Raw genomic sequence first — 24,270 nt, 5'->3', positions numbered from 1 at the left:
CAATGTGTTCTCGGAGAACAACAATGATTGCACTATTACGTGTATTGGCAGTAGCTATTTTTGCAGTTGTTATGTTTGTGTTTGGTTGTGGCTATTGCCTGCTTAGTCCACGTAACCCAAAGCATGTATTCACCTTCGGTCGCCTATTTGGCAAAATGTCTCGAGTGTTTGGTATCAAACTCGAGTTACGTATTCCAGAAGATGCGTATAGCCGTGGTCAGCACGTATATGTCGCTAACCACCAAAACAACTGGGATTTATTTACCGTCTCTTCAGCGGTAACACCTAAAGTGGTCACAGTAGGTAAGAAGAGCCTTGCTTGGATGCCACTGTTTGGTCAATTGTATTGGCTAACTGGCAATATCTTAATAGACCGGGCAAATCGCTCTAAAGCAAAAGGCACTATTGATCAGGTCGTGGATAGTATTAAGAAGAGTGATGTATCAGTATGGATGTTCCCAGAGGGGACGCGTTCACGAGGCCGTGGTTTACTTCCATTCAAAACTGGGGCTTTTCATGCGGCTATCGGTGCTGGTGTACCAGTGATCCCTATTGTGTGCAGCTCCACAAGCGATCTTAAGCTAAATAGATGGAACAATGGGCATGTGATTGTTGAGATGCTTCCTCCTATAAGTAGTGAAGGTTATAGAAAAGAGCAGGTACGTGAGCTTTCTAACCTTTGTCGCGAGCAAATGAAAGTTAAGTTGGAAGAACTGGATGAAGAAGTAAAGCAACTTAATAAAGCATCTTAACTATTGTTTATCTTGAATCTAAAAAAACGTGCGCAGGTCGCACGTTTTTTTATGCCTGGGAAATGGCCATGAGAGCTCTCTAGTGCGTGGTATGGTGATCTAAATAGATGGGTAAGGATGCGTTAATTCGAACGAGCTCTGTGGCATTCTGAGAGGGTTTTAAATAGTGGTGGACTATCCCAAAAACAACTTTGCCTCTGTGTGCGTTTCGGAGGGATTAGGCCATCATGTTTGTTGTGAGTGTTGGCGATAATGCCTGAGTTTGGAATTGGTTAGAATGACATGTCAGAAGTAGGGGATGGATGAATCAGAAACCCTTAATGCAAAAAAGCCTCATCGTGTGATGAGGCTTTCTCTAATATGGCTCCCCCTGCGGGACTCGAACCTGCGACATACGGATTAACAGTCCGCCGTTCTACCAACTGAACTAAGGGGGAAAAGGTGGTGCCGACTACCGGAATCGAACTGGTGACCTACTGATTACAAGTCAGTTGCTCTACCTACTGAGCTAAGTCGGCGCCTTTATCATCAACAAGCTAAAAGCTCATTGACTGAAAGTGGCTCCCCCTGCGGGACTCGAACCTGCGACATACGGATTAACAGTCCGCCGTTCTACCAACTGAACTAAGGGGGAATTATCTTTCAAACAAGAATGAATGGTGCCGACTACCGGAATCGAACTGGTGACCTACTGATTACAAGTCAGTTGCTCTACCTACTGAGCTAAGTCGGCACACTACTATTCTTTAAAACAAAAGTTTTTACTATTGTTCGTGCAAAGCACCAACAATTAAGAAATTGTGGTGCCCGGAGGCGGAATCGAACCACCGACACGAGGATTTTCAATCCTCTGCTCTACCGACTGAGCTATCCGGGCGACGAGGTGTATTAAACGGTTTTTCGTGTTTAACGTCAACACTAAAATGCAAAAAAAATATCGTTTGGTGCTTTTGTGTGCTTAATGAGTTGTTTTTGCTCATTTTGACCAATAAATGTATAGAGACCAATAAAGCATACATACATAACAGTGGTATTTAGTTTAGCTCAAACGCTGAAAATCGGTGTAATAACGCCTGCTTTTTGTTACTTACATCGATAATCATCACTTAATAGAAAATGATCTTTTCCATTTTAAAGCGTTTTTAGATTTTTAAAGGCCGCTAGTGTTTGAGCGCAAGGTTATTGCTCCATCATTGGAGTTGGAATTTGTTGGTGTGTGACGTTATTTTAAATTCACAAAATAGTGCCTGGCACGCTTGGAGATTCGCACTTAAGCGGATAGGGGTTTGTATATGCTAGATATGAAAAAAGCCTCATCAAGTGATGAGGCTTTCTCTAATATGGCTCCCCCTGCGGGACTCGAACCTGCGACATACGGATTAACAGTCCGCCGTTCTACCAACTGAACTAAGGGGGAATTATTTGTGTCACTTCTTTCAAAGTGAAGCACCAAATAATGGTGCCTCGAGGCGGAATCGAACCACCGACACGAGGATTTTCAATCCTCTGCTCTACCGACTGAGCTATCGAGGCAAAAGAATGGTGCCGACTACCGGAATCGAACTGGTGACCTACTGATTACAAGTCAGTTGCTCTACCTACTGAGCTAAGTCGGCACACTACTATTCTTTAAAACAAAAGCTTTTACTAATTGTTCGTGCAAAGCACCAACAATTAAGAAATTGTGGTGCCCGGAGGCGGAATCGAACCACCGACACGAGGATTTTCAATCCTCTGCTCTACCGACTGAGCTATCCGGGCAACGGAGCGCTATTAAACGGATTTTCGGTCTTGCCGTCAACAGGTTTTTAGAAAAAAATCAAAAAAAGTGGTTGAGTGCCGATAATTTAGTCGTTTTTAGCGATTAAGTCTTCCCTGCGTTAAAATCTCTTTTGAATTTTGTGACTTTTTCTAGGTATCGACGTGCTTCTGCGTTGGGATGCTTTTTCGTTAATGCCCAATAAACCTGATTAGGCTGCAGAGAATTTAAATCTTTCATCGCGCGCTGGCGGTCTTTTCGGTTAAAGGTGCTCAACACACCACCAGTCCCACCGTTGTAAGCCGATATCATGCTGTACTCCAGCGAGATTGGGTGGCGTACGTCTTTAAGGTAACGGTTTTTGAGGATGTAAAAATACGCTGTTCCGGCATCGATATTGTTTTCTGGATTGAAGAGATACTCCGGTGTCGGCTGCCCTGAACGTTTTTTGACGAGCTTGAACACGTCGCGGCCGGCGGTTTTCGGCACTACTTGCATTAGACCATAGGCGTTTGCCCAACTGACGGCGTAAGGGTTAAAGCTGCTTTCGGTTTTGATGATCGCGTAAATCAAATCTTCAGGGATGTCGTATCTCTGTGAAGCGCGGCGAACGATGTCGGCGTATTTGTAGCTCCGGATTTCGAGTTGCTCTGCGACCATCGGGATCTCTACGTAGTACGCTTTTTTAAAGTCGACTTGTTTGACTTTGAGCTTATTCGCGATCAGGTAGTCGGCAAAACGATTTGCACGCCATGACCATTGAATTGGTTTTCTATCTTGGTCCACAACTTGTTGGTAGAGAAACGGCTGGCCTTCTAAACGGATTTCTTTGGAGGAGAAAAGATCAACTTGAGCAGGGTCATCGGGGGTTAACAGAGTGGTGATAATCGCGTTCTTAAGATGCCCTTTAGGGTCGGTAGGAGAGACCGTTTCAACCGTGATCAGTCCTTGGCTGAAATTGACTTCTGAGCGGCTAAGATAGTTATCGATGTACTTGACGTAGTTGCTCTTACCCGCGAATTTGACCTCTTTTTTGCCCCAGCGTTTTTCAATGTTCCCAGAGAAACTTTCGATCAGCGCGTCCAAGGCAACGGTGTCTTTTTCAAATTGACCGGGTAACTCAGCAAGGTTTCGTGCAAAACGGTTGGTGGGTTCATAGTTAACGTCGTACAAACCTTCGATAAACTCTCGGCTGCAGCCCGTTAGTGTCAACGCGATTAGCAAGTAAGTGAACTTTTTCATAAATATCTCAACGTCATGCTATCGATCCTTTGCTTGTGATAGCGATCCTGAATGGTACAAAAAAGACACCAATGCCACGCAGTGATGTCTTTTTAAAACGATCCATCAAAGGGAGAATTACTCGCTTGGTGGCGTGTAACCTTCAATGTGAACCTCTTTACCTTCAAACAGGAAATTCACCATTTCTGTTTCAAGTAACTTACGGTGCTCAGGATCCATCATGTTGAGTTTTTTCTCGTTGATCAGCATGGTCTGTTTGTGTTGCCACTCAGCCCATGCCTGCTTAGAGATGTTGTCGAAAATGCGTTTACCCAATTCGCCCGGGTATAGCTGAAAATCCATACCTTCAGCGTCTTTTTGTAGTCGAGCACAAAATACAGTGCGGCTCATGGTGACTCCTTAGTCGTGTTCGGATTGAAGTTCGAAAGGAAGGCTTTCCAGTAGCTGTTTAACGGGAGCTGCCAAACCGATCTCTTCAGGTTTTGATAAGTTATACCAAAGACCTTTACTTCCTTCCATTACCATATGGGGTTGCTTTGACAGTTCCACCAAAATTGGCGTGATATCGAGGTGGTAATGGCTAAAAGTATGTCGAAAAGTAATGAGTTGCTTTTGCTGGTGAATGTCTGAGTCCGTAACCCCGCGCAACGTAAGCTGATGCTCAAGTTCAGGGTCGTTGTTTTCTGGGAAGCAGAATAAGCCGCCCCAAATACCAGATTGAGGGCGTTGCTCTAACCAGATGTGGTTATCGTGGTGAAGCATAAGAAACCAAGTCTCTTTAACGGGTTTCTCTTTTTTAGGTTTTTTGCCTGGGTAATCGAGAGGATTGCCTTGTTTGTTAGATACGCAAAGCGAGGCTACAGGGCAAAGAGAGCACTTGGGCTTGCTGCGCGTACAAACCATGGCACCCATATCCATCATGGCTTGGTTGTATTTGTCTACGTCGCTGCTTGGTGTGTGCTCTTCTGCATGTAGCCAGAGTTGGTTTTCGACTTTTTTCTGCCCCGGCCAACCTTCTACAGCAAAACATCGCGCTAGAGTACGCTTTACATTGCCGTCTAGAATCGCGTGAGGTTGCTTGTAGACTGAAGACAATATCGCTGCAGCCGTAGAGCGACCAATGCCTGGAAGGGCGTTCATCTGCTCGATATCGAGCGGAAACTCCCCACCGTACTGCTCAGCAACCATTTTAGCTGCTTTGTGTAAGTTCCGCGCGCGGGCGTAATAACCTAAACCAGTCCATAAATGCAGTACCTCGTCTTGCTCGGCATTAGCGAGATCAATCACCGTTGGAAATCGCTTGAGAAAACGTTCGTAGTAAGGGATGACTGTCGCTACTTGGGTCTGCTGAAGCATAATTTCAGACAGCCAAACGCTGTAAGCGGTTTTGTTTTGTTGCCATGGGAGGTTTTTTCTTCCATAGGCGTCATACCAATTTAGTATGGCTTTGGCAAAAGGGGTCACGACTTGCTCTGTGTTTAATATTTGTATAGCAAAATTGCACCATAATTTGCGCAGTTTGTACAACCGATAAAGAGTGTGGTTATCTTTGCCAAAGTGCTATCGGCGCAGTTCGTGTGAATTTACGGGAAAAGACTTGCACCAGTGGCAATTCTTTGGATAATCACAATCCCTTTGAGTCGAGACCAATTTTTAAACAGGCAAAATCATGAGTGAAGTGACCACTAACGAATACAACGAAGACGGTAAACTGATACGCAAAGTTCGCAGCTTTGTTCGACGCGAGGGTCGTTTGACCAAAGGTCAAGAAAACGCGATGAAAGAGTGTTGGCCGACCATGGGTATCGACTACCAAGAAAAGTTTCTTGATTGGAAAGAAGTGTTTGGTAACGACAACCCTGTGGTACTAGAAATTGGTTTTGGTATGGGCGCATCTTTAGTTGAAATGGCAAAGAATGCTCCAGAAAAGAACTTCATCGGTATCGAAGTACACAGCCCAGGCGTTGGTGCGTGTTTATCGGATGCGCGTGAAGCTGGCGTTACTAACCTGCGCGTAATGTGTCATGACGCGGTAGAAGTGTTCGCGAACATGATTCCAGATAGCAGCCTTGCGACGGTTCAACTGTTCTTCCCAGACCCATGGCACAAAAAACGTCACCACAAGCGTCGTATTGTTCAGCTAGACTTTGCTGAGATGGTGCGTCAAAAGCTGAGTGTTGGTGAAGGCATTTTCCATATGGCGACAGACTGGGAAAACTACGCAGAGCACATGGTTGAAGTGATGAACCAAGCGCCTGGTTTTGAGAATATCGCGGAAGACGGTGACTTTGTTCCTCGCCCTGAAGAGCGTCCGTTAACGAAATTTGAAGCGCGCGGTCACCGTTTAGGTCACGGCGTGTGGGATATCAAATACAAGCGCGTAAAATAAGCACTGACTGCGCCAAGTTAGTTGAAGATTAAGGAAAGCCAACATTTCGCGATGTTGGCTTTTTTGACCCTATAAGAAAAATAATAAGCCTTTGATAAATAGGTAAGTAATGAAACCAACAAAAGAAATTTTAGCTGAAATCCTAAGTGAAGTTCGTCCTCTTATTGGTCACGGGAAAGTTGCTGATTACATCCCCGCGTTAGCCAAAGTACCAGCAGATAAGTTGGGGATCGCGGTATTCACCAATCAGGGGGAAGTGATCAAAGCGGGTGATGCAGAAGAGGCTTTCTCTATTCAATCTATCTCTAAAGCGTTGAGCCTGACTTTGGCGATGTGTCTGTATAAGCCCGAAGAGATTTGGACACGCGTCGGTAAAGAGCCGTCTGGGCAGGCGTTTAACTCACTGATCCAGCTGGAGATGGAACAAGGGATCCCTCGTAACCCTTTCATCAACGCCGGTGCGATCGTGGTGGCTGACCTGCTAAATAGCCGCTTATCAGCGCCGCGTCAGCGTTTGTTGGAGTTTGTACGTCAGCTTTCGGGTGATACTCATATCTGCTACGACAAGGTGGTTGCCGCTTCTGAAATGATGCACAGCGATAGAAACGCGGCGATCGCTTATCTGATGCGCTCGTTCGGTAACTTTGAAAACGAAGTGATCCCAGTACTCAATAACTACTTCCACGCTTGCGCGTTGAAAATGAGTTGTGTTGACCTCGCTAAAACGTTTAGCTACTTGGCTAATAAAGGAACGTCAGTGCAAACGGGTAAGCCAGTAATTACGCCAACGCAAACCAAGCAGCTCAATGCGTTGTTGGCAACGTGTGGTTTGTACGATGGTGCTGGGGAGTTTGCCTACCGCGTCGGTATGCCGGGCAAGTCAGGTGTCGGCGGCGGTATTATCGCTATCGTACCGGGCGAAATGACCATCGCAGTGTGGTCACCAGAGCTTGACCCATCGGGTAACTCGCTTGCGGGAACCAAAGCGCTGGAGCTGCTTTCTCAGCGTATCGGTCGCTCTATCTTCTAGACTTAAACTATCATGCGCAAGGAGGCGATATGGCAAAGCAAGATCCGAAAAAGATCCACGCAGATTTGTTGAGTAAGCTGGTCGCTTATCCTGTGTTGCACGCTATGGTCAGCAATAACGGTCCGCAGCATATCGAGAAGCAGCCGCCAGAGCAATTCCTCACGTACTTGAGCCGCGCGGTTGCGGGGCAACAGCTGTCTGTGACCGCAGCGAAAACCATTTGGCAACGTGTCGAAGCTCAATCGGAACAGGTGGGCTTAGATGGGTTGCTGGTGGACGAACACTACGACACGCTCAGAAGTTGTGGTTTGTCTAACGCCAAAGTCAAAACGCTTTTGGGCATAAACCACGCGTTGAAAGAAGGCATCATTTGCCCGTCGGTCCATCAAAGCGACGACGCGCAGTTCATTACCGAGCAACTGGTGCAGTTGTGGGGAGTTGGGCAGTGGACCGCCGAAATGGCGTTGATGTTTTTCTTTGCCCATCCGGATGTTTGGTCTGACGGCGACCTCGCTTTAAAGCGCGGTTTGGAGCGTATGGCTGAGCAGCAAGGCGTCAGCAGTGAAGAGATCCTTCAGTCAGTGACGCCTTATCGAACTTACTTTGCTCTGCATGTTTGGGAAGTGATGGATGCAGAGCTGATGAAAGAGGATTAGTCTTCTTCTGCCATAAAGGCTTCGAGCAAATCGTTCAAAAACAGTTTACCTTTCTCGGTGATCTGCCAATGGGTGTCGGACTCACTCAAATAACCCATCTCTTTTGCCCAGTCGATGGTGGGTTGAATCGTGTTAAAGCCCAACCCAGTCGTATCAATGAAATCTTGTTTCGGGCACGCTTCCATCAATCTAAAACGGTTCATAAAGAACTCAAACGGACGGTCTTGGTCGGCGACATTCACTTCGCTATCCAAGTACGGCTTGACCATATTCTGATACGCCGCTAAATAGCCTTTTGGATGCTTCACTTTTGTGGTGCGGATGATACGCCCATCAACAAAGCTCAGTTTACCGTGAGAGCCACAGCCGATGCCGAGGTAATCGCCAAAACGCCAGTAATTGAGGTTGTGTTGGCACTGATAACCGGGTTTGCTGTAGCCAGATATTTCGTACTGCACGTATCCCGCTGCAGCTAACTTTTCGTGTCCTAGCTCAAAAATGTCCCACAGGTCGTCATCATCGGGTAACGTCGGCGGCTTGTAGTAAAACATGGTATTGGGCTCGATGGTGAGCTGGTACCACGATAGATGGGGCGGGTTAAGCTCAATCGCTTTGTCTAAGTCCGCCAAAGCTTGCTCGACTGACTGGTCCGGCAAACCGTGCATCAGGTCGAGGTTAAAACTGTTCAGACCGATTTGGTGCGCTAATTTGGCCGCATTGACTGCTTCATCCTTACCGTGAATTCGACCTAATCGTTCCAGCTTCGAGGGTTCAAAACTCTGCACGCCGATGGAAATTCGCGTCACACCCGCCTGGCGATAACCTGCGAAACGCTCCGCTTCAATCGTACCGGGATTGGCCTCCATGGTGATTTCAATCTCAGGCTTGAAAGGAATCCGCTGCTCGATGCCTTTCAGCAGATCTGCGATACCTTCGGCTGAGATAAGGCTCGGCGTACCACCACCAATAAAAATCGAATGTAGCGGGCGAGGGTTCTCGTTGAGCTGGTAGCGTTCAATGTCGCTATCGAGGTCTTCCAATAGCGTGGCAATGTATTGCTGCTCGGGGATCTCAGTTTTGAGCGCGTGAGAGTTAAAATCGCAATACGGGCACTTCTGGACACACCACGGGATGTGTACATAAAGGCTTAAAGCAGGAGGTACTAACTGGCTCATTATTGCTGCTCAGACAGGGTCGCGAACAGTTGCTTGAGTGCTTTTCCGCGGTGAGAAAGCTGTTTCTTGCGCACGGGTTCAAGCTCTGCAGACGCGCAATCGTCTTCAGGAACGTAGAACACAGGGTCGTAGCCAAAGCCGTTGTCACCATGTGCTTGGGTTAGGATGCGGCCTTCCCACTTACCGTGGCACACAATCGGTGTTGGATCATTTTCGTGGCGCATCAGTACCAGTACACAGTGGAAGCGCGCGGTACGCTCTGTTTCTGGTACGCCTTGCATCGCGTCCAGCAGCTTTTCTAGATTCTGTTGGTCGGTCGCGTTTTCACCCGCGTAACGAGCTGAGTAAATGCCCGGCGAACCTTGAAGAAAATCAACTTCCAGACCAGAGTCATCGGCAATTGCGGGTAAGCCAGTTTCTTTCGCTGCATGGCGGGCTTTGATGATCGCGTTTTCGATAAACGTCGTGCCCGTTTCGGCAACGTCTGAAACGTTAAACTCACTTTGCGCCATCACTTCAAAACCGAAATCCGACAGTAGGTCGGCCATTTCGCGAACCTTACCTTGGTTTCCCGTGGCTAATACAATTTTTTTCTCTTTCATCGATGACTCATACTCATTGGTGCGGGAAGAGTAGCGCTTACTCTTCCACGTAAAATTTCTGGGTGAACTTTAATGTGCCGTTGCCTTTAATGCCAGCATTAACGTTAAGATCAAAGGTTAGGCTCTCTTCTTCTGATACTGGGAACTCTGCAAGGTAGTAAATCGCGTTGCCTTCTTTCACTTCGCGGAAGTTAAGTTGGCGAGTTTGCCCAATTAAGTTTCGGCTGTTTCCTGAAATAACGGCGGTGATCGCTGGTTTACCCGCTTGGGAATTATCCAGCACACTGATGTTCAAAATTGCCGAGTAACCATTACGTTGTAGGCTATAGGTTCTTGCCATCTCTGCGGTTAAGAAGGTTGAGTTAAATGCGGAGTAATGCACCTCAACATCTTTAATATTTTTGAACTGTTCAGCCCAGCTAGGCATGGCAAATACGCTTGCTAGTAACAGTGTTATCCATTTTTTCATAGTGCTTCCTTTTGCGATACTCGCTCAAACGTTAGGGGTTGGAGCTATCGATAAACAAAAAGCCATCAAAGGATGGCTTCAATTTCTTTAGGGATTTGTACTGGAGAATTAACCCGAACTTGTTTGTGCCGGCCTAACTCGCCTTTTTCTATCGTTATGAATCCCTTGGCCACTTTAAATTGCTTAGCTAGGTACTTGCTCAGATGAGCGTTGGCCTTACCGTCTACAGGAGGCGCGGTGATGGCGATTTTCAGCTCATCACCGTGAAGACCAACAATCTTGTCACGACTGGCTTTAGGTTGAATGTAAAGCCGCATGACAAGGTCTGCACCTTCTTTCCAAGCTGCCTTTATCATTATAGTCGGAACCACATCGGACCGATTAGGTCTCCGAGTAAAATGTTGGCAAATTGGAGTGCAATAAACAGAACCAGCACGCTTAAATCAAATCCACCCATCGCAGGGATAACGCGGCGAATTGGCGCAAGCATCGGCTCGGTTAATTGATGAAATACATATTCAATTGGGCTTCTGCCTTGGCTCACCCAACTTAGAATTGCACGAATTAAGAGTACCCAAAACAGCAATCCACCAGCCGCTTTCAAGAGTGATAACGCACCTAGGAACAGGAAGTCACTGCTGAATGAGACTGAGCCATTAGAAGCGATGAGAATCAATACCACAAATTTCAGGACGCACAGGACATAAGCAAACAAAATTGTCGCTAAATCGATGTTACCTACAGATGGAATCACGCGGCGCAGTGGACCAATGATTGGCTGAGTCGCTTTAACGATAAACTGCGAGAACGGGTTATAGAAGTCTGCTCGCGCAGCTTGTAACCAGATGCGTAACATCACCACCATGATATAAAGATCAAATAACGTGGAGATCAGAAAACTCATTGAATTCATGGGTTACCCTTAGTTCGGAGAGCGATATGCTCAATATTAAAATAGTTTTTCCATTTCTTCAGCACGTGCAACCGCTGCTTGCATCGCTTTGGCGACAATGTCTGAAAGTTGGTGTTCGTTAAATGTGCGCAGTGCTTCAGCGGTCGTACCACCTTTTGAGGTCACTTGCTCACGCAGGGTTGAAAGCTCTGTGTCTGCGTTAGCAATCACCATTTCTGCCGCGCCAAGCGCCGATTGCTGTACTAGCAGGCGAGCGGTGTCTTTATCAAAACCCTGAGCGATGGCTTCTGCCTGCATCGCTTCCATGAATAGGAAGAAATAGGCTGGCGCACTTCCCGCGGCTGCGATTACGTTGTTGATTCCAGACTCTTTCTCTACCCAACACACTTTGCCGACCGCTTCGAGTATCGAAGCCGCAAATGCTTTGTCTTGTTCAGAAACATGTTCAGGTGCGAACAAACCGCTCATACCGCGGCCAACAAGTGCTGGTGTGTTTGGCATTACACGCACTAAGTTAAGCGTTGCGCCAAACATTTCATTCAGACGCTGCGCATTAATACCAGCCGCGATAGAAATGACTAGCTTGTTTGAGTAGTCCGTACCCGTTAATCCTTTTGCGACCACTTCCATAAGCTGTGGTTTTACTGCAAGTACAATGGCATCGGCATCTTTTGCGGCAACAAGGTTGTCTGCTTCGGTGTTAATACCATAAGTCTTTGCAAGAAAACTACGCTGTTCATCGTTTGGGTCGGTGGCTGTAATCAAATTAGCCGGATATCCACTTGCTACCAAACCAGCGATGATAGAGCGCGCCATATTACCAGCGCCGATAAACGTAATTTTCTTTTGTTCCATGACTTTCTTCCTTTTTAACTTATTCGTTAGTTTTTATTGCTGTAATCGCGAGCGCCAAAAATCGCCGTTCCAATTCGTACCATGGTGCTGCCTGCTTCAATAGCGGCTTGCATATCACCACTCATTCCCATCGACAGTGTATCTAGGTTGAGCTCTGGGTAGCGCGCGGCAAGTTTATCTTTCAATTCTGCTAGCTGCTTAAATGCCACTAGCTGAGATTGATAATCCGAGACGTTAGCTGGAATCGACATCAATCCTCTTAAGGTGAGGTTAGGGAGTGAAGAAATCAACGCCGCTAACTCAAAGATGTCTGAATCGCTTGTGCCTGATTTTGAGCTTTCACCACTGGTATTCACCTGGATGAGTACCTGAATAGGAGGCAATCCCTCAGGTCGTTGGTCATTGAGTCGTTGTGCAATTTTATCTCGATCGACCGTGTGCACCCAGTCGAAATTTCCTGCGACATGGCGTGATTTGTTGGACTGGATCGGCCCAATAAAGTGCCATTCTAGTGGCAAGTTAGGGTAGTGATCATTAAAGTAGGCAACTTTGTCAGCACCTTCTTGAACATAGTTCTCACCGAAAGCGACTTGGCCTGCATTCGCGGCTTCTAGAATAGCCTCTACAGGTTTTGTCTTGCTTACAGCCAAAAGTTGCACTGAGTCACGAGGCCGTCCGCATTTTTTCTGTATTGCTTCGATCTGTGAGGTGATCTGTTCAATATTTTGTTGAATACTGTTCATAGCAGATTTTACTTAAGGAAAATAAATGGATATCGCTGAGTTACTGGATTTTAGTGTAAAGCATAATGCATCAGATCTACATCTTTCTGCGGGTGTTTCCCCAATGGTACGTATAGATGGAGATGTAAGGAAGCTTGGCGTATCAGCTTTTAGCCATTCTGATGTACATCGTTTGGTTTTTGAGATCATGAACGATGCACAGAGAAGTGAGTTTGAAGAGCGTTTAGAGGTCGATTTCTCTTTTGAGTTGCCAAACGTCGGGCGCTTTCGTGTCAACGCGTTTAATCAAGCACGGGGCTGTGCAGCGGTATTTCGAACCATTCCTCAAGATATTCCAACACTAGAACAAATAGACGCACCAGAGATCTTCGAAAAGATCGCGAATATGGAAAAAGGCTTAGTGTTAGTCACAGGGCCGACGGGTTCTGGTAAATCGACGACATTGGCGGCGATGGTCGATTATGTTAATCGCAATCATAACAAGCACATTCTAACTATCGAAGATCCGATCGAGTTTGTTCATACCAATAACAAATGTTTGATCAACCAGCGAGAAGTGCACCGTGATACGCACAGTTTTAACAATGCGTTGCGCAGCGCTTTACGTGAGGATCCGGATGTTATCCTCGTCGGTGAGCTTCGAGATCAAGAAACGATCAGTCTTGCTTTAACAGCAGCGGAAACAGGCCACTTAGTGTTTGGTACGCTTCACACCAGCAGCGCAGCCAAAACGGTCGACCGTATTATTGATGTGTTTCCTGGCAGTGATAAAGAGATGGTACGCTCTATGTTGTCTGAATCACTGCGAGCGGTGATCGCGCAGAAACTGCTTAAGCGCATTGGTGGAGGTCGAACAGCTTGCCATGAAATCATGATGGCGACACCAGCGATTCGTAACCTAATCCGTGAAGATAAAGTGGCTCAAATGTACTCGATCATTCAAACGGGGGCTGCGTATGGAATGCAAACCATGGAGCAGAATGGGGCACAGTTGATTGCTAAAGGGTTAGTGGAGCCTGATGAGGTGGCAAAGAAAATCGGCTCCGAATCGAATAGTTTATTCTGATAGAGGATCGTATGGATATTAATATTTTCCTTCAGGGAATGAACAGTCAGAAGGCTTCGGATCTGTATATTACCGTTGGTGCGCCTGTGCTTTATCGAGTGGATGGTGAGTTACGTGCCCATGGTGAAAAGCTAACACAGTCGGATGTAGACAATCTCCTATCATCGGTGCTTGAAGAGGGGCGTCATAAAGATTTTCTACAAAGCAAAGAGGCGAATTTTGCAATCGTACGAGATTTTGGGCGCTACCGTATTTCTGCTTTTTACCAGCGCGAGTTGCCGGGCGCGGTCATTCGCCGTATTGAGACAACCATTCCAACGTTTGAAGATCTTAGGCTCCCTGACGTTTTACAAAACCTTTCCATCGCGAAACGCGGTTTGGTGTTGGTGGTAGGCGCGACGGGGTCAGGGAAATCGACAACGATGGCGGCGATGACAGGTTATCGGAATGCGAATAGGGCAGGTCATATTTTGACGATTGAAGATCCGATAGAGTTCGTACATGAGCATAAGCGTTGTATCGTGACACAGCGAGAAGTCGGTTTAGATACGGAAAGCTATGAAGTCGCTTTGAAGAACTCCCTGCGCCAAGCGCCCGATATGATTCTGATCGGTGAAATTCGTACTCGGGAAACCATGGAATATGCGATGACATTTGCTGAAACTGGGCATTTGTGCATGGCAACGCTCCATGCGAACAACGCTAACCAAGCGCTTGAGCGTATTCTGCATCTTGTCCCAAAAGAGCAGAAAGCCCAGTTTTTGTTTGATCTTTCGATGAACTTACGTGGCGTCGTTGGTCAACAGCTGATCCGAGATAAGAATGGGCGAGGTCGTCATGGTGTATTCGAGATCCTACTCAACAGCCCACGAGTATCGGATTTGATCCGTCGTGGCGATCTGCATGAATTGAAATCCACGATGGCGAAGTCGAAAGAGTTTGGCATGCAGACTTTCGATCAATCTTTATATCAGCTGGTGGTTGATGGGAAGATCAATGAGGAGGATGCACTCCATAGCGCGGATTCTGCCAATGATCTTCGCATTATGCTTAAGACTAAGAGAGGAGAAACTCTTGCTGGTGGCTCTTTGGCAAATGTGAAGATTGATATGGATTAATTATTTAACCAGCAAAGGCTTGATGGAATCATCAAGCCTTTGATTTTAGCCCACTGGTTGCTTGGGTTTTGTTTGGGTTAGTTGGGTATTACCCCCATTGCGCCTCGAACCAGCTTTCGAGAATCACTACCGCCGATTGGCAGTCAACATTGCCTTTACTCAGCGCTTTGTACCCACCCATTTCAAAAAGCTCTGAGCGAGCTTCTGTGGTGGAAAGTCTTTCGTCATGGAGCTCTACAGGCAAACCAAAGCGACCATGGAGACGGTTGGCGAACTTTCTTGCTCTAGGCGTAATGGTTTCTAAATCCTTACCGCGTAAATCGGTAGGTAATCCCACAACAATTAAATTGGGCTGCCACTCTTTTATCAGCTTCTCGATGTCATCCCAATTAGGAATACCGTCACTCGCTTTAAATGCTCTGAGTGGGGAAGCTGTTCCGGTGATCTCCTGACCGATGGCACTACCGATACTCTTAGTGCCAAAGTCAAAGGCCATGATGGTTCTGGACATAGTTTTTTGTGTCTCTTGAATAATTACGCGTGACCAATTTCGCTGGAAAGTTGTGAAGCATCAATACCCAGCATTTGAACCGCTTTTTGCCAGCGTTCATTGATAGGTGTATTGAACATAACATCTGGGTCGGCTTCAATGGTTAGCCACGAGTTTTCGGAAAGCTCAGTTTCGAGCTGGCCAGCTTCCCAACCTGAATACCCTAGAGCAACAAGATATTTGTTTGGCTCAGCTTCTGTGCCCAATACGCTGAGAATATCTCGAGACGTCGTCACCGAAATGTTGTCCGTCATTTGGATACTCGATTCGTATTGATCTTTCGGATAATGGAGGATGAATCCTCGATCACCAGAAACAGGTCCGCCATTAAGCACTGGCCTGTCTAAGCTTTCAGTATGCAACTGTGGATGGACGGGCTGTACATCAACTTGTTTCAGCATTTTTCCAACGGTGATATCAATTGGAGCATTAATCATCAGGCCCATCGCACCATCTTCATTGTGTTCACACACATAGATTACGCTGCGTTGAAAGTAGGGATCTTTCATCCCCGGCATAGCAACTAAAAAGTGGTTGGTTAAATTCATAAAAACTCCAAATTATCACAGGGCAGAAACTCCCGCCCCAAAGCCCTAACGGCACTTTTATTGTTTGCCGAGGCGACGCTCAATGGCATCCATAAGTTTGCCTGTTATTGAGATATCAAATGCCGCTTCGATTTCACGTATACACGTTGGGCTTGTCACATTAATCTCAGTTAGTTTGTCGCCAATAACGTCGAGGCCAACAAAAATCAGACCTTTTTCTTTAAGTGTAGGCGCTACTGCCGCCGCGATCTGTTTATCTGTCTCACTCAGTGGGCGAGGTTCCCCCGTTCCGCCTGCTGCAAGATTACCGCGAGTTTCGCCTTTTGCTGGAATACGAGCTAGGCAATAAGGCATTGCTTCACCGTCAACGACCAGAATGCGTTTGTCACCATTGCTAATGTCAGGCACGAAAGTTTGTGCCATTGCGTAGTATTGGCCGTGGTTAGTCAGGGTCTCGATGATCACTGATACGTTGGGATCGTTCTCTTTTACGCGGAAGATAGACGCGCCGCCCATACCGTCAAGCGGTTTAAGGATTACGTCGCCGTGCTCTTCGCGGAAGGCTTTAATTTTTTCAGCTTTGCGTGTCACGATCGTTGTTGGTGTTAGCTCCGGGAACCATGCTGTGAATAGCTTCTCGTTACAGTCGCGCAGGCTTTGTGGTTTGTTGACGATGAGCGTGCCTTTTTCTTCCGCGCGTTCAAGGATGTAAGTGGCATAAATGTACTCTGTGTCGAACGGAGGATCTTTACGCATCAGTACCGCATCTAACTCAGATAGCTCAATGGATTGTTCAGATTTAAATTCGTACCATCCGTTTGGATCTTCTTTTAGCTCAACCACTTTGGTGTCCGCAACGGCCACACCTTGGTCTAGATGCAGATCGCCCATTTCCATGTAGTGGATTTCGTAGCCGCGGCGCTGCGCTTCAAGCATCATGGCAAAGCTAGAGTCTTTCTTGATGTTAATGGACGAGATAGGGTCCATTACGATACCTAATTTGATCATTGTTTTTCTCCGTTTAACCAAGGTCGCCGAAACGAACTTGAAGGGCAGTAATTGCAGTCAGAGCCGCGGTCTCGGTACGCAAAACGCGTGGACCAAGTAGCGTCTCTTCAAATTGATACTCTCGGGTTTTGTCGATTTCGTCAGCGGACAAGCCACCTTCTGGGCCAATCAGTAGGCGTACTTTCTCAACGGGCGTTGGTAGGGTATTGATCGAGTATTTAGCGCGCGGATGTAGGTTTAGCTTAAGACCATCGTATTCTTCTGCGCACCACTCTTCTAAGTGCATGATTGGGCGAATAACTGGGACAGTGTTTCGACCACACTGCTCACACGCGCTAATCGCAATCTTCTGCCACTGGGCGAGTTTTTTCTCAAAACGCTTGTGATCGAGTTTTACGCCGCAACGTTCAGAAATTAGCGGTGTAATGGTATTCACCCCTAATTCTACCGACTTCTGGATCGTAAACTCCATTTTGTCGCCACGAGAAATCACCTGACCAAGGTGAAGGTCGAGCGGGGATTCAGAGCTACGTTCTACACGCTCTTTCAACTCAACTTCGACGGACTTTTTCGACACATTTGAAATGACAGCTGGAAACTCAGCACCGCTACCATCAAAGAGAAGGACTTCTTGGCCTTCTTTCATACGCAATACGCGACCAATATGGCCTGCTGCGTCTTCGCTTAGTGATAGTTCACCAAGCTGGTGGATGGTTTCTGGATGATAAATTCGTGGGATTCGCATGAGGTTTCCAGCAAGAGAGTTAAGGTAACTCCTAACATGGATGCTTTATAGCGAAAAAACAAGGGGAAAAGGTGTTTCTTTGTTGCTCAGAAACACCTTATTGATTAAAGCGCTCTACAGGCTTCAAACACGTATGGGTTATGGTTTCCTTGAACTTTGTGGATACGCTTTTCGCGTTCACATTCCCATTCATCAACAGGGTACATTTTGTTCCATGCGGTCATCAAATTCGACTGCTGTTTTGAAAGCTTAAATCCGTACTCTTTGCTCATGTAAAGGTAAGTGCGAGCAATGGAGCCTTTAGCGCGATCAGGTGGCATGACTTTACGTTGTTTAAAGTTGACTTGAACTTCACAGCGACCATAGGTAGCACCGTCAACGCCGTTCCACTGGCTGAAGTTGTAGTTCGACCTGTCACCATTCACTTCACCGATTGCCGGAGTGAGGTTATGTAGGTCAGCCTCCATCAAACGGAAGGTTTTATCATTCTTCGTACAGTTTTTTCGCCCACCGCTTTGCCAACATTGGCGCTGGTGGCCAAACTGCCAAGCTGGAACAACGTGTTCCCATTCGATACGTGACGCTCGAGTTTGTTGCTTGCGAATTTCATAACCACAAGACTGTAAGTCCGGAACGCCTTTACGCCCTTGCCATTGGATATCACAGCCACAGTAAAAACTGACGGGGTGATCGGCGTAAATTTTTACCGCTTCTTTTTTCGCTTTGGAAAAGGAACTGGGTGGGGCAGACAACGCTGAGCTGGCAAAGAGAGTTGCAGCGACAGCCAATACAGAAAATAAATTCATATATAGCGTATTAGAAAAGTATGAGATAACTCAGTCTAACACGCATAATAAGGTTTAGCTTAAAGAGAAAGTAATAAACTAAGAGAGTTGTTTGCCAGTAAAACTAAGGGTTTGCTTGCACTGCTGACAGCGGTAACTGGCTTGATTACGCAGGACTTTATTGTGCCGTCGGATTGACAGTGGGTACATGGTGCAACCACAGCCGTATTCGAATGTCTTTCCTTGTACCGAATGAACCGAAAAACTGTGGGTGGTTTTCGCTGGTATATTAAAGACGGACTCCATCACGCCTTGCCACTCTTTCCCGTGTGGTCTTACACGACCGTAGACTTGGTGTGTGATTAAGTGTGCGACTTCATGTGGGATGACTTCATTGAGGAAAGCTTGCTGATTTTCTTTAAACAAAACTGGATTCAAGCGGATTTCATTGAGCTGTAGGTAGGCTTTACCAGCGGCTTTTCCCCTGAGTTTGAAGCTAACAGAAGGGAGAGGAAAAGAGCGTTGAAAAGCCACTGTTGCTTGTTGGATGCAGTGAGCAATGACCTGATTAATTCGATAGCGTGTTTCTATATCCACTTTGACTCCAAAAAATTGCCCCAGCACGGTGGCTGGGGCGTATCATAAACTGACTTTTGTGTGGATGTTAAGGAGTATGTTTTTTCTTGATGGTCTCGTGATAGCCATGCCAAGTGGCGTAACCAAGGATAGGCATGGTAAACAACATCCCAATCCCGAAGGTAGCGAAGCCGATCAAGATACCGCCACAGATGACTAACGCCCATACGATCATGGCTGGAATGTTGGATTTCACGGCGTTAAAGCTTGTGAAAACTGCGGTCATCACATCCACGCGGCGCTCCATCATCAATGGGATTGAAAACGCGGAAATACTAAACACCACGGCAGCAAGCACAAAGCCCACTAGTGAGCCAATAACCAAGAATGGTAGAAACTCGGTAAGCGGTGCACCTTGTACTGACGGATAAAGCGCGTGTAGGAGCGCAGCAATACGCATCCAAAAGATCATACACACGGCGAGCAATACCGCAAATGCCCACTGTGACGTTGAGTTTCGACCAATCGCTTTCATGGAATGGAAGAGGCTAGCCTTGTGTCCTTTTTCACGCTCCCAACTTGCATCGTACAAACCTAGTGCGAGGAATGGACCGATAAGCATATAAACAATCAGGCTTGGTAATACGACTAAGTGTGTACCTTGCCATTGCACCAAAAGCACAATACCAATCGCGGCTGCCATAAAGCACAGACCGTAGAATGCACTGATCAGTGGCATTTTTACGAAATCGTGTAAACCCAAAGCCAACCAATGGAAAGGCGCTGAAATACTCAATTGGTTACACGGTATGGTGCGAGCGTACTCTTTATCTGAGACTTCCTTTCGCTTGTCGCTGAAGTCATGTTGATTCACCGTACGAGGCATATATCCTCCTTGATCGATTCTCTGTTCTCACCAAAATAATCTGGCGTGTATGAAACTCGATGCCCGGCTGGAGTGACTTCATATCTAGGGCAAGAGTTTATTGTGATACTGAGATATCAGCGGTAAGCCGTTAATCTCGTTAGTACCATTTAACTATTGACCTCTTGATTAAAAAATACAAATTTGTCGGTCACTTTTTATCGGCAATAAAAAAGAGCTTCTGGTTGCCCAGAAGCTCTTTAGAAATTGGAATTAGTGAGTTCTTATTTTACTTAAGACCTGCAAATTCGCGTAGAAGTGCTGCTTTGTCTGTCGCTTCCCATGGGAACTCTTCACGACCAAAGTGACCGTATGCTGCAGTCTTCTTATAGATAGGTTGTAGAAGGTTCAGCATTTCTTGTAGGCCGTATGGACGTAGGTCGAAGAACTGGCGTACTGCTTCGATGATAGTGTCATGTGGTACTTTTTCAGTACCAAATGTTTCCACCATGATAGATGTTGGATCTGCAACACCGATAGCGTAAGAAAGTTGGATTTCACAACGGTCAGCCATACCAGCTGCAACAATGTTTTTCGCTACGTAGCGCGCTGCGTATGCTGCAGAACGGTCTACTTTTGATGGATCTTTACCAGAGAATGCACCACCACCGTGACGAGCAGCGCCGCCGTAGGTATCAACGATGATCTTACGACCAGTCAAACCACAGTCACCCATAGGACCACCGATTACGAAACGGCCAGTTGGGTTGATGAAGAAGTTAGTCTCTTTATTGATCCACTCAGACGGTAGTACTGGCTTGATGATCTCTTCCATAACTGCTTCGCGTAGTTCTGGAGTAGAAATTGAATCACAGTGCTGAGTTGAAAGAACAACCGCATCGATACCCACGATTTTACCTTGCTCGTACTGGAACGTTACCTGAGACTTAGCGTCTGGGCGTAACCAAGGCAGTGTGCCGTTTTTACGAACTTCCGCTTGCTTTTGAACAAGACGGTGAGAATAAGTAATCGGAGCTGGCATCAGAACTTCTGTTTCGTTACATGCGTAACCGAACATAATACCTTGGTCACCTGCGCCTTGCTCTTTCGGGTCAGCTTTATCAACACCTTGGTTGATATCAGGAGACTGTTTACCGATTGTGTTAAGAACAGCACAAGAGTCAGCGTCAAAGCCCATGTCTGAGTGCACGTAGCCGATTTCGCGAACAGTTTCACGAGTTAGCTCTTCAATGTCTACCCATGCTGAAGTTGTGATCTCACCACCAACCATTACCATGCCGGTTTTTACGTAAGTTTCACAGGCAACACGAGCCTTTGGATCTTGCTCTAGAATCGCGTCAAGAACCGCATCAGAAATCTGGTCTGCAATTTTATCTGGATGACCTTCTGATACTGACTCAGAAGTAAACAGGTGCTTAGCCATGTTAGCTCCACTATATCTGGTTTAAAACTGGGGCATGATAAACGCTCCAGCGAAAAATAATACTAATATATGCAGGTGTATCTACATCTAGACGGCTATTCTAGTTTTGATTGCTCGAATTACAAGCTCTTTTTTGCTTTTTGTTATAACCAAACGTTTGCTTTTATTTTCTGGAATTGAATTTATTGAGAACGATTTGGATCGAAAGCGGCAATAATTGTGAGGTTTCGTTTTGGAAAACGTTTGCACACCCCTTGTCGCTTTGAGAGAATTATGAACCATTATTTCGTTTCGCTTAACCTACTCAGGAGCAGACATGTCGTCTCGTAAACATCTTGCCAATGCAATCCGTGCGCTAAGTATGGATGGTGTTCAACAAGCTAACTCTGGTCACCCAGGTGCACCTATGGGTATGGCTGACATCGCTGAAGTTCTTTGGCGTTCTCACCTCAACCACAACCCAGCAAACCCAGAGTGGGCTGACCGCGACCGTTTCGTACTGTCTAACGGCCACGGTTCGATGCTGATTTACTCTCTGCTTCACCTGACGGGCTACGCGCTACCGATTGAAGAGCTTAAAAACTTCCGCCAGCTTCATTCTAAAACACCTGGCCACCCAGAATACGGTTACGCACCTGGTATCGAAACAACGACGGGTCCTCTAGGTCAAGGCATCACGAACGCTGTGGGTATGGCGTTGGCTGAAAAAGCGTTGGCTGCTCAGTTCAACAAAGAAGGCCACGACATCGTTGACCACTACACGTATGCATTCATGGGTGATGGCTGTTTGATGGAAGGTATCTCTCACGAAGCGTGTTCTTTGGCTGGTACACTAGGCCTAGGCAAATTGATCGCATTCTGGGATGACAATGGTATCTCTATCGATGGTGACGTGGAAGGTTGGTTCTCTGACGATACACCTAAGCGTTTCGAAGCTTACGGCTGGCACGTAATCCCAGCAGTGGACGGTCACGATTCTGAAGCGATCAACGCAGCGATTGAAGCAGCAAAAGCGGACCCACGTCCGACACTAATTTGTACTAAGACCATCATCGGTTTTGGTTCTCCAAATAAAGCAGGCTCTCACGACTGTCACGGTGCACCGCTTGGGGCTGATGAGGTTAAAGCAGCACGTGAATTCCTTGGTTGGGAATACGGCGCGTTTGAAATCCCTGCTGACGTATACGCAGAGTGGGATGCAAAAGCAGCAGGCGCTGAAAAAGAAGCAGCGTGGAACGCGAAGTTCGAAGCATACGCAGCAGCTTACCCAGCAGAAGCCGCAGAGCTTAAGCGTCGTCTAAATGGTGAGCTACCTGCAGAGTGGGAAGAGAAAGCAAACCAAATCATTGCGGATCTTCAAGCAAACCCAGCGAACATCGCTTCACGTAAAGCGTCTCAAAACGCACTGGAAGCGTTTGGTCAAATGCTTCCAGAATTCATGGGTGGCTCTGCTGACCTTGCACCTTCTAACCTAACGATGTGGTCTGGTTCTAAGTCACTAACGGCTGACGATGCGTCTGGTAACTACATCCACTACGGTGTACGTGAATTCGGTATGACGGCGATCATCAACGGTATCGCACTACACGGCGGTTTTGTTCCTTACGGCGCAACATTCCTGATGTTCATGGAATACGCACGTAACGCAATGCGCATGGCGGCTCTGATGAAAGTTCAGAACATCCAAGTGTACACGCACGATTCTATCGGCCTTGGCGAAGATGGCCCGACTCACCAACCAGTTGAGCAAATGGCGTCGCTACGTCTAACTCCAAACATGAGCACATGGCGTCCATGTGACCAGGTTGAATCTGCAGTGGCTTGGAAACTAGCGATTGAACGTAAAGATGCACCGACTTCTCTAATCTTCTCTCGCCAGAACCTAGCGCAACAAGCGCGCAGTGCTGAGCAAGTAGCAGACATCGCGAAAGGCGGTTACATCCTAAAAGATTGCGAAGGCAAGCCAGAGCTTATCCTTATCGCAACAGGTTCTGAAGTTGAGCTAGCGGTTGAAGCAGCAGCACAGCTAACAACAGAAGGTAAGAAAATACGCGTTGTTTCAATGCCATCAACAGATGCGTTCGACAAGCAAGACGCAGCTTACCGCGAAGCAGTGCTACCATCAGACGTAACAGCGCGTATCGCTATCGAAGCGGGTATTGCAGACTTCTGGTACAAGTATGTTGGTTTCGGTGGCAAGATCATCGGTATGACGACATTCGGTGAATCTGCACCAGCTGGCGAGCTGTTTAAGATGTTCGGTTTCACAACTGAGAATGTAGTAAAAGAAGCACATGAGCTTCTAGCTTAAATCGCTGACTTTTATTGGAAAAGGGCTATCGTTGATAGCCCTTTTTTTATGTTTTTTTATTGGTCTACGGAACGAATACTTTTTCTGACATGGGCGTAGCGTGATCTTTGATTATTATTATGTTGGGAAAGTTGTAATTTTCTCAGCTTCACAAACCGATGCAATGTTGCAGAAGAAGCAAAGGAGAGTCACGTAATGAACATATTGAACCGTAAGCCACTTATGGTGTTGCTCGCATTCATGTGTAGCGCTGCTTTAGTTGGATGTGGCGAGGAGCAGTCAGCTGAAGAGATGGGTGCAAAAGTCGATCAAGCGATCGAAGAAGCAGGTGAGGGTATTGAAGAAACGTCTGAAAAAGTGGAACAAACGTTAACAGAAACCAGTGAGAGTATTGAAAAGGCGGCGTCGGATGCTGGCGATATGATGGACGAAACAATGACCGACGCCGGCAATAAGTTAAATGAAACTATGACGAATATTGGTGATAAGTTAGACGAAACGATGACCAATGCCAGCGATCAGTTAGATGAAACCACGACCGAGGCTGGGAATATGATGGAAGAGATGGAAGAAGAGTGTGAAAACATGAAAGAGTCTGTCAATGCAGAAGATACAGGCTGCTAACGAATCTCTCTCATCAATACGCTCCCGCAGATTGTAGTTTGCCCA

26 protein-coding genes and 9 tRNA genes are annotated in these 24,270 nt (G+C 46.6%); 8 read left to right on the top strand and 27 right to left on the bottom strand.

Going from position 1 to position 24,270, the window contains the following annotated elements:
* Positions 1-23 precede the first annotated feature (23 nt).
* Positions 24-752, top strand: coding sequence for a 1-acylglycerol-3-phosphate O-acyltransferase (locus NP165_RS11575; protein WP_257084100.1), 729 nt, complete (start codon positions 24-26; stop codon positions 750-752).
* A 361-nt stretch (positions 753-1,113) separates the two neighbouring features.
* Here NP165_RS11575 and NP165_RS11570 read toward each other — a convergent pair.
* From NP165_RS11570 to mutY, 12 genes are all read right to left on the bottom strand, one after another.
* Positions 1,114-1,189, bottom strand: a tRNA-Asn gene (locus NP165_RS11570).
* Between the two features lie 5 nt (positions 1,190-1,194).
* Positions 1,195-1,270, bottom strand: a tRNA-Thr gene (locus tag NP165_RS11565).
* Positions 1,271-1,310: 40 nt separating this feature from the next.
* Positions 1,311-1,386: transfer RNA gene (locus NP165_RS11560), tRNA-Asn, on the bottom strand.
* 23 nt (positions 1,387-1,409) lie between these two features.
* A tRNA-Thr gene (locus tag NP165_RS11555) sits at positions 1,410-1,485 on the bottom strand.
* Between the two features lie 68 nt (positions 1,486-1,553).
* A tRNA-Phe gene (locus NP165_RS11550) sits at positions 1,554-1,629 on the bottom strand.
* A 464-nt stretch (positions 1,630-2,093) separates the two neighbouring features.
* A tRNA-Asn gene (locus NP165_RS11545) sits at positions 2,094-2,169 on the bottom strand.
* A 40-nt stretch (positions 2,170-2,209) separates the two neighbouring features.
* Positions 2,210-2,285, bottom strand: a tRNA-Phe gene (locus tag NP165_RS11540).
* A gap of 7 nt (positions 2,286-2,292) precedes the next feature.
* Positions 2,293-2,368 (bottom strand) — tRNA-Thr (locus NP165_RS11535).
* A gap of 69 nt (positions 2,369-2,437) precedes the next feature.
* Positions 2,438-2,513 (bottom strand) — tRNA-Phe (locus NP165_RS11530).
* Positions 2,514-2,616: 103 nt separating this feature from the next.
* Positions 2,617-3,753 (bottom strand): membrane-bound lytic murein transglycosylase MltC, encoded by a 1,137-nt coding sequence (gene mltC, locus NP165_RS11525; protein ID WP_257084099.1) that lies wholly within the window; start codon positions 3,751-3,753, stop codon positions 2,617-2,619.
* 117 nt (positions 3,754-3,870) lie between these two features.
* The gene (locus tag NP165_RS11520; RefSeq protein ID WP_257084098.1) at positions 3,871-4,143 is read right to left on the bottom strand and encodes an oxidative damage protection protein; all 273 of its coding nucleotides are present in this window, start codon (positions 4,141-4,143) and stop codon (positions 3,871-3,873) included.
* A 9-nt stretch (positions 4,144-4,152) separates the two neighbouring features.
* Positions 4,153-5,217 (bottom strand): A/G-specific adenine glycosylase, encoded by a 1,065-nt coding sequence (gene mutY, locus NP165_RS11515; protein ID WP_257084097.1) that lies wholly within the window; start codon positions 5,215-5,217, stop codon positions 4,153-4,155.
* Positions 5,218-5,422: 205 nt separating this feature from the next.
* Between mutY and trmB the strand changes: the two genes are divergently transcribed.
* The 3 genes from trmB to NP165_RS11500 all read left to right on the top strand — a co-directional run bounded on the left by trmB (position 5,423) and on the right by NP165_RS11500 (position 7,828).
* Positions 5,423-6,142, top strand: coding sequence for a tRNA (guanosine(46)-N7)-methyltransferase TrmB (gene trmB / locus NP165_RS11510; RefSeq protein WP_257084096.1), 720 nt, complete (start codon positions 5,423-5,425; stop codon positions 6,140-6,142).
* A gap of 109 nt (positions 6,143-6,251) precedes the next feature.
* Complete coding sequence (glsB, locus tag NP165_RS11505; protein ID WP_257084095.1) at positions 6,252-7,172, top strand: glutaminase B; 921 nt, start codon at positions 6,252-6,254, stop codon at positions 7,170-7,172.
* Between the two features lie 29 nt (positions 7,173-7,201).
* Complete coding sequence (locus tag NP165_RS11500) at positions 7,202-7,828, top strand: DNA-3-methyladenine glycosylase family protein (RefSeq protein ID WP_257084094.1); 627 nt, start codon at positions 7,202-7,204, stop codon at positions 7,826-7,828.
* On the opposite strand, the gene hemW is transcribed toward NP165_RS11500, so the two are convergent.
* The 7 genes from hemW to NP165_RS11465 all read right to left on the bottom strand — a co-directional run bounded on the left by hemW (position 7,825) and on the right by NP165_RS11465 (position 12,585).
* The gene (hemW, locus tag NP165_RS11495) at positions 7,825-9,003 is read right to left on the bottom strand and encodes a radical SAM family heme chaperone HemW (RefSeq protein ID WP_257084093.1); all 1,179 of its coding nucleotides are present in this window, start codon (positions 9,001-9,003) and stop codon (positions 7,825-7,827) included. The genes NP165_RS11500 and hemW overlap by 4 nt on opposite strands.
* Entirely contained in the window at positions 9,003-9,605 is a 603-nt protein-coding gene (locus NP165_RS11490) for an XTP/dITP diphosphatase (protein WP_257084092.1), read from the bottom strand. The genes hemW and NP165_RS11490 overlap by 1 nt, the downstream gene beginning before the upstream one ends.
* 37 nt (positions 9,606-9,642) lie before the next feature.
* Positions 9,643-10,074: a DUF4426 domain-containing protein gene (locus NP165_RS11485; protein WP_257084091.1), complete on the bottom strand. Its 432-nt coding sequence runs from the start codon at positions 10,072-10,074 to the stop codon at positions 9,643-9,645.
* A 65-nt stretch (positions 10,075-10,139) separates the two neighbouring features.
* A complete protein-coding gene (gene yggU, locus NP165_RS11480; RefSeq protein WP_257084090.1) occupies positions 10,140-10,430 on the bottom strand; it encodes a DUF167 family protein YggU in 291 nt (96 codons plus the stop codon).
* Positions 10,430-10,987 (bottom strand): YggT family protein, encoded by a 558-nt coding sequence (locus tag NP165_RS11475; protein WP_257084089.1) that lies wholly within the window; start codon positions 10,985-10,987, stop codon positions 10,430-10,432. The genes yggU and NP165_RS11475 overlap by 1 nt, the downstream gene beginning before the upstream one ends.
* A gap of 36 nt (positions 10,988-11,023) precedes the next feature.
* The gene (gene proC, locus NP165_RS11470) at positions 11,024-11,842 is read right to left on the bottom strand and encodes a pyrroline-5-carboxylate reductase (RefSeq protein ID WP_257084088.1); all 819 of its coding nucleotides are present in this window, start codon (positions 11,840-11,842) and stop codon (positions 11,024-11,026) included.
* A 26-nt stretch (positions 11,843-11,868) separates the two neighbouring features.
* Positions 11,869-12,585, bottom strand: a complete 717-nt coding sequence (locus NP165_RS11465; protein ID WP_257084087.1) for a YggS family pyridoxal phosphate-dependent enzyme — start codon at positions 12,583-12,585, stop codon at positions 11,869-11,871.
* Positions 12,586-12,610: 25 nt separating this feature from the next.
* On the opposite strand from NP165_RS11465, the gene NP165_RS11460 reads away from it, so the two are divergent.
* Positions 12,611-13,651 carry a type IV pilus twitching motility protein PilT gene (locus tag NP165_RS11460; protein ID WP_257084086.1) on the top strand — a complete coding sequence of 347 codons (1,041 nt, stop codon included), beginning with the start codon at positions 12,611-12,613 and terminating at the stop codon, positions 13,649-13,651.
* Positions 13,652-13,662: 11 nt separating this feature from the next.
* Positions 13,663-14,769, top strand: coding sequence for a PilT/PilU family type 4a pilus ATPase (locus NP165_RS11455; protein ID WP_257084085.1), 1,107 nt, complete (start codon positions 13,663-13,665; stop codon positions 14,767-14,769).
* A gap of 88 nt (positions 14,770-14,857) precedes the next feature.
* Here NP165_RS11455 and ruvX read toward each other — a convergent pair whose 3' ends face one another.
* From ruvX to metK, 8 genes are all read right to left on the bottom strand, one after another.
* A complete protein-coding gene (ruvX, locus tag NP165_RS11450; RefSeq protein ID WP_257084084.1) occupies positions 14,858-15,280 on the bottom strand; it encodes a Holliday junction resolvase RuvX in 423 nt (140 codons plus the stop codon).
* A gap of 23 nt (positions 15,281-15,303) precedes the next feature.
* Complete coding sequence (locus tag NP165_RS11445; RefSeq protein ID WP_257084083.1) at positions 15,304-15,867, bottom strand: YqgE/AlgH family protein; 564 nt, start codon at positions 15,865-15,867, stop codon at positions 15,304-15,306.
* 57 nt (positions 15,868-15,924) lie between these two features.
* Positions 15,925-16,875, bottom strand: coding sequence for a glutathione synthase (gshB, locus tag NP165_RS11440; RefSeq protein ID WP_257084082.1), 951 nt, complete (start codon positions 16,873-16,875; stop codon positions 15,925-15,927).
* A gap of 13 nt (positions 16,876-16,888) precedes the next feature.
* Positions 16,889-17,620 (bottom strand): 16S rRNA (uracil(1498)-N(3))-methyltransferase, encoded by a 732-nt coding sequence (gene rsmE, locus NP165_RS11435; RefSeq protein WP_257084081.1) that lies wholly within the window; start codon positions 17,618-17,620, stop codon positions 16,889-16,891.
* 104 nt (positions 17,621-17,724) lie between these two features.
* A complete protein-coding gene (locus tag NP165_RS11430; RefSeq protein WP_257084080.1) occupies positions 17,725-18,426 on the bottom strand; it encodes an endonuclease in 702 nt (233 codons plus the stop codon).
* Positions 18,427-18,504: 78 nt separating this feature from the next.
* Positions 18,505-19,002: a SprT family zinc-dependent metalloprotease gene (locus NP165_RS11425; protein ID WP_257084079.1), complete on the bottom strand. Its 498-nt coding sequence runs from the start codon at positions 19,000-19,002 to the stop codon at positions 18,505-18,507.
* A 67-nt stretch (positions 19,003-19,069) separates the two neighbouring features.
* Positions 19,070-19,867 carry a DUF2189 domain-containing protein gene (locus tag NP165_RS11420; protein ID WP_257084078.1) on the bottom strand — a complete coding sequence of 266 codons (798 nt, stop codon included), beginning with the start codon at positions 19,865-19,867 and terminating at the stop codon, positions 19,070-19,072.
* A gap of 268 nt (positions 19,868-20,135) precedes the next feature.
* A complete protein-coding gene (gene metK, locus NP165_RS11415) occupies positions 20,136-21,290 on the bottom strand; it encodes a methionine adenosyltransferase (protein WP_257084077.1) in 1,155 nt (384 codons plus the stop codon).
* A gap of 316 nt (positions 21,291-21,606) precedes the next feature.
* Between metK and tkt the strand changes: the two genes are divergently transcribed.
* Both tkt and NP165_RS11405 read left to right on the top strand, forming a co-directional pair.
* The gene (gene tkt / locus NP165_RS11410) at positions 21,607-23,601 is read left to right on the top strand and encodes a transketolase (RefSeq protein ID WP_257084076.1); all 1,995 of its coding nucleotides are present in this window, start codon (positions 21,607-21,609) and stop codon (positions 23,599-23,601) included.
* 195 nt (positions 23,602-23,796) lie between these two features.
* Positions 23,797-24,225, top strand: coding sequence for a hypothetical protein (locus NP165_RS11405; protein ID WP_257084075.1), 429 nt, complete (start codon positions 23,797-23,799; stop codon positions 24,223-24,225).
* The last annotated feature ends 45 nt before the right edge of the window (positions 24,226-24,270 follow it).

Origin of the sequence: Vibrio japonicus, assembly GCF_024582835.1 — a bacterium.
GTDB classification, from domain to species: domain Bacteria; phylum Pseudomonadota; class Gammaproteobacteria; order Enterobacterales; family Vibrionaceae; genus Vibrio; species Vibrio japonicus.
Note: the sequence above shows the minus strand (reverse complement) of the source record. Positions and strands in the feature narration are given on the sequence as shown.